Here is a 3,512-nt window from a genome sequence, read left to right on the forward strand (position 1 = left end):
AGGTGGGTAACGAGATATGGCGGTTTGGAGTCGCCCTCACCCCCCAACCCCCTCTCCCAACCTTGGGAGAGGGGGAGAAAATGTCTCTCACAAGTGTCTGAAACAACGGTGTCTCGTTCTACAATTTCTCACCTTGACAGAGTTACCTCTTAGAATCCACGTAATTTATGGCATGGAGAACTCAAATTAAATCCGCCGACTCATACAACCGTCGTAAAATCGCCAGAATTCTCTCCCCATAGTCTGGATCAGAAGACCAACGATTGGATAATTGCGTCACCAACGGGGCCACCCCTCGTTTCACAAAACGAAAGCGAGGATCAACCCTCTCCTGCACTAACGGTTCAGTGCTAGCATAAGCCTTGAGATGCTGAATATGGGCGCGAACCCCAATCTGCGCACTGGGGAAAGTAGCCGTCTGTGTTCCCCCTCCCACAGCCCCTAACTTAGCAAAATTATTCTGAGAGGCTTTAATTTCTCCCCCAAATCGTAAAAAGTTGGTCGAGAGACACATTTGTGAGAAAGCAATATCATAATTAACCCCCTCAATGGCCGCTTCCTCCCGGTATAACTTGGGCAAATCAGGAAACTGGTCTAAAGCATTCTCATGGTTAGCCTTGAGGAACATCATTAACTGCACCTCAGAGGTATGGCCATGACTCATAATCTTGTCAATACTCCCCGGACAAATCTGAGTAATCGACTTCAAGACCACGGCCCTGGCCTCATTATCCCAACCCACACTAATGGTATAATCGCGCAGTTCAATGGCCTTCACATAAACCACCCCGCGATATTCCACCAGACGCACATCGGGATTATCCCCCAATTCCACCCCTAATAAATCCACTAAATCCACAGGAATATAGGAATTATTATTAATCAGGATGCCCTGTTCTCCGTAACTCTGGCCATTAATACGAATACCAATGGCCGGATAACTTTGTTCCGGTTGTGTTGTCCCCGAAACATCCCGACTCCAAGCTTCTAACCCATCGGCAATCCCTGAAGCCATATCCCGACGACGATTGAGAATTAAATTCCGGTCCTCCGGGTTGGTGAGAAACCCCACCTCCAACAGTAACGAGGGAATGGCAATATCTCGACAAAACCCTAACCGGCCCACACCCGTGGCCGTATCCGGTCGGGACCCCCGACTGGGGAGTTGCGGGAGACGACGAATTAACGCCAACAGCACCATATCCCCATGTTGTTTCCGTTCATTATTCCCCGCAATATAAAACGCCGTTGCCCCCCTAGCACTGGGGTTAGAATAGGCATCTGCGTGGAGTTCAATGGCCACATCTTCTCCACGGGCCCGATTATTGATCCAACTAATCGTTTCCCGTAAACTGAGCGTATCCGGCACAGAAAACACCTCAAAGCCTCTCGACCGTAACTCCGGCACAACTAAATCTCGTAATAAAATCATCTGTTGTGCTTCGGTTGTTCCCCCTGCGATCGCACCAGGGTCCTGTGCCACTCCCCCTTCAATATCACCATGTCCTGCCGAGACAAAAATCCTGCCCATAGTCGCCTCCTCACAACTGAATTAACAAACCTGAAAATAGCCTAGACCATTATCGTCTTCTGTCCTGACAAATTTCAATGTATTTTCTTAGCTTAACCCGCAAAACGCCTCACCCCACAATCTGGGCTTTGGCCTAGGAGAGTTCACTTATTTGTCTATTGTCCTAGCGTTTTTGTCAAGATTGGCTAACAAACTCTAAATATTGCTGACTTAATTCTTTAACCGCCCTTTCATACAACTGTTGTCCGTGTTCCGGAGTTGCCAAAGCGGGATTAGACCCCATACGGCCATCAGGATAATGGCGGCGAAAATCTGCCGCACTATAAATGGGATGCCCCGAAGCTACCTTGTCCGTCAGAGGCGCGTGTTTAATAGCCTCCGGATAAACATACTGGGTGACAGCCACCTCACTGGGAGTCGCGTGAGACCCTTCTTGATTTCCATAAAGCTCTTTGGCCAGTTGATACACCGACCGACACATAAACCAATTGGCCACCTTACAGCGTACCTGGTCACTCCCCTCCACCTGTAAGTTCCCTAAATGATAATAGCTTTCCGCAAATGCCGCCTTGAGAGTAGCAATATTCCCCCCATGGCCATTAATAAAGAAAAAACGGCTAAATCCAGACCGCGCTAAACTGGTCAAGTAGTCTAAAATCACTTGAATGAGGGTACTAGGGCGTAAACTCATTGACCCAGGGAAGGCCGTATGGTGTAAGGCCATCCCCACCGAAATCGTCGGGGCCACTAGAGCTTGTGTCGCTTCTCCCACCCCTTGGGCAATGACTTCGGCACAAATGGCATCCGTCCCCATTAACCCGGTTGGCCCGTGTTGCTCGGTCGAACCAATGGGAATAATTAACCCTGATGTTTGACTTAAATAGGTTTCGACTTCTTGCCACGTACAAAGCTGTAATAACATAGGCAGTCTTGATATAAAAGAATGTGATCTCGTTTTTCAGTGTACCTGCTCTTTTACTACGCTAGGGGATAAGCCTCTTAGCGTCTCGTGTTTCAGCGCATAGTCTTAAAAAACCCTAGAAATATAGCGGCGCGATACACGAACTCGTCCCATGATGGTGTATATATTGCAACAGAACTCGGTGATTTTTCTTAAAGGTGGATTATGCTGTCTCTCGACATCCCTCAAACTCCCCCGGAACCAGAATTTACGAAGCGGACTCAAATCCTTGTGATTGAGGATGAAGATTTAATTCGAGAAATGGTGGTGCTTGCCCTCCAAGAGCAAGGTTATGATACCATCACTGCCCCAGATGGCCGAGTCGCTTTAAATCTTCTCCAAGAGGCACTGCGCCACTCTGAGCCGATGTATGATTTGATTATCCTAGACTTGATGCTCCCCCAGATTAACGGCTTGGATTTATGCCGTCTGCTGCGTTATCAGGGGAACACGATCCCAATTTTGATTTTAAGTGCCAAAGCCAGTGAGACAGACCGAGTGTTAGGCTTAGAGGTGGGGGCTGATGACTATTTGACGAAACCCTTTAGTATGCGAGAATTAGTGGCTCGCTGTCGCGCTTTATTACGTCGTCAAAATTTCAGTAATATTCCCCGTCCGTCGGTGTTACAGTTCCAAGATGTCACGCTGTCTCCGGAGGAATGCCGAGTTTTAGTACGCGGTGAAGAAATTAATCTCTCTCCCAAGGAGTTTCGCTTGTTAGAGTTGTTTATGAGTTATCCCCGTCGGGTGTGGTCACGGGAGCAACTGATTGATCAGGTGTGGGGGTTAGATTTCCTAGGGGATACTAAGACGGTGGATGTGCATATTCGCTGGTTACGGGAGAAGTTAGAAGAAGACCCCAGTAAGCCTCAGTATATTGTCACGGTGCGCGGGTTTGGGTATCGGTTTGGATAGTTGATAGTTGATAGTTGTTTGTTGTTTGTTGTTGGTTCTTTGTGAACAAGGGAATAGGGAATAGGGAATAGGGAATAGGGAATAGGGAATAGGGAATAGGGAATA

General features: G+C 47.9%; 3 protein-coding genes. 1 reads left to right on the plus strand and 2 read right to left on the minus strand.

Annotated elements, in window-relative coordinates:
- Positions 1–181: 181 nt before the first annotated feature.
- Positions 182–1,531: a hormogonium tapered terminus morphoprotein TftA gene (tftA, locus tag PN462_RS21485; RefSeq protein WP_272130898.1), complete on the minus strand. Its 1,350-nt coding sequence runs from the start codon at positions 1,529–1,531 to the stop codon at positions 182–184.
- Between the two features lie 175 nt (positions 1,532–1,706).
- Positions 1,707–2,453, minus strand: coding sequence for a creatininase family protein (locus PN462_RS21490; RefSeq protein WP_272130899.1), 747 nt, complete (start codon positions 2,451–2,453; stop codon positions 1,707–1,709).
- A 204-nt stretch (positions 2,454–2,657) separates the two neighbouring features.
- Between PN462_RS21490 and PN462_RS21495 the strand changes: the two genes are divergently transcribed.
- Complete coding sequence (locus PN462_RS21495; protein ID WP_272130900.1) at positions 2,658–3,407, plus strand: response regulator transcription factor; 750 nt, start codon at positions 2,658–2,660, stop codon at positions 3,405–3,407.
- Positions 3,408–3,512 lie beyond the last annotated feature (105 nt).

Source organism: Spirulina sp. CS-785/01 (genome assembly GCF_028330525.1).
Classification (GTDB): domain Bacteria; phylum Cyanobacteriota; class Cyanobacteriia; order Cyanobacteriales; family Spirulinaceae; genus JAQMSD01.

Excerpts from the sequence above, each read along its gene's own strand:
- tftA (WP_272130898.1), bottom strand. The coding sequence starts at position 1,531 with ATGGGCAGGATTTTTGTCTCGGCAGGACATGGTGATATTGAAGGGGGA.
- PN462_RS21495 (WP_272130900.1), top strand. The coding sequence starts at position 2,658 with ATGCTGTCTCTCGACATCCCTCAAACTCCCCCGGAACCAGAATTTACG.
- PN462_RS21490 (WP_272130899.1), bottom strand. The coding sequence starts at position 2,453 with ATGTTATTACAGCTTTGTACGTGGCAAGAAGTCGAAACCTATTTAAGT.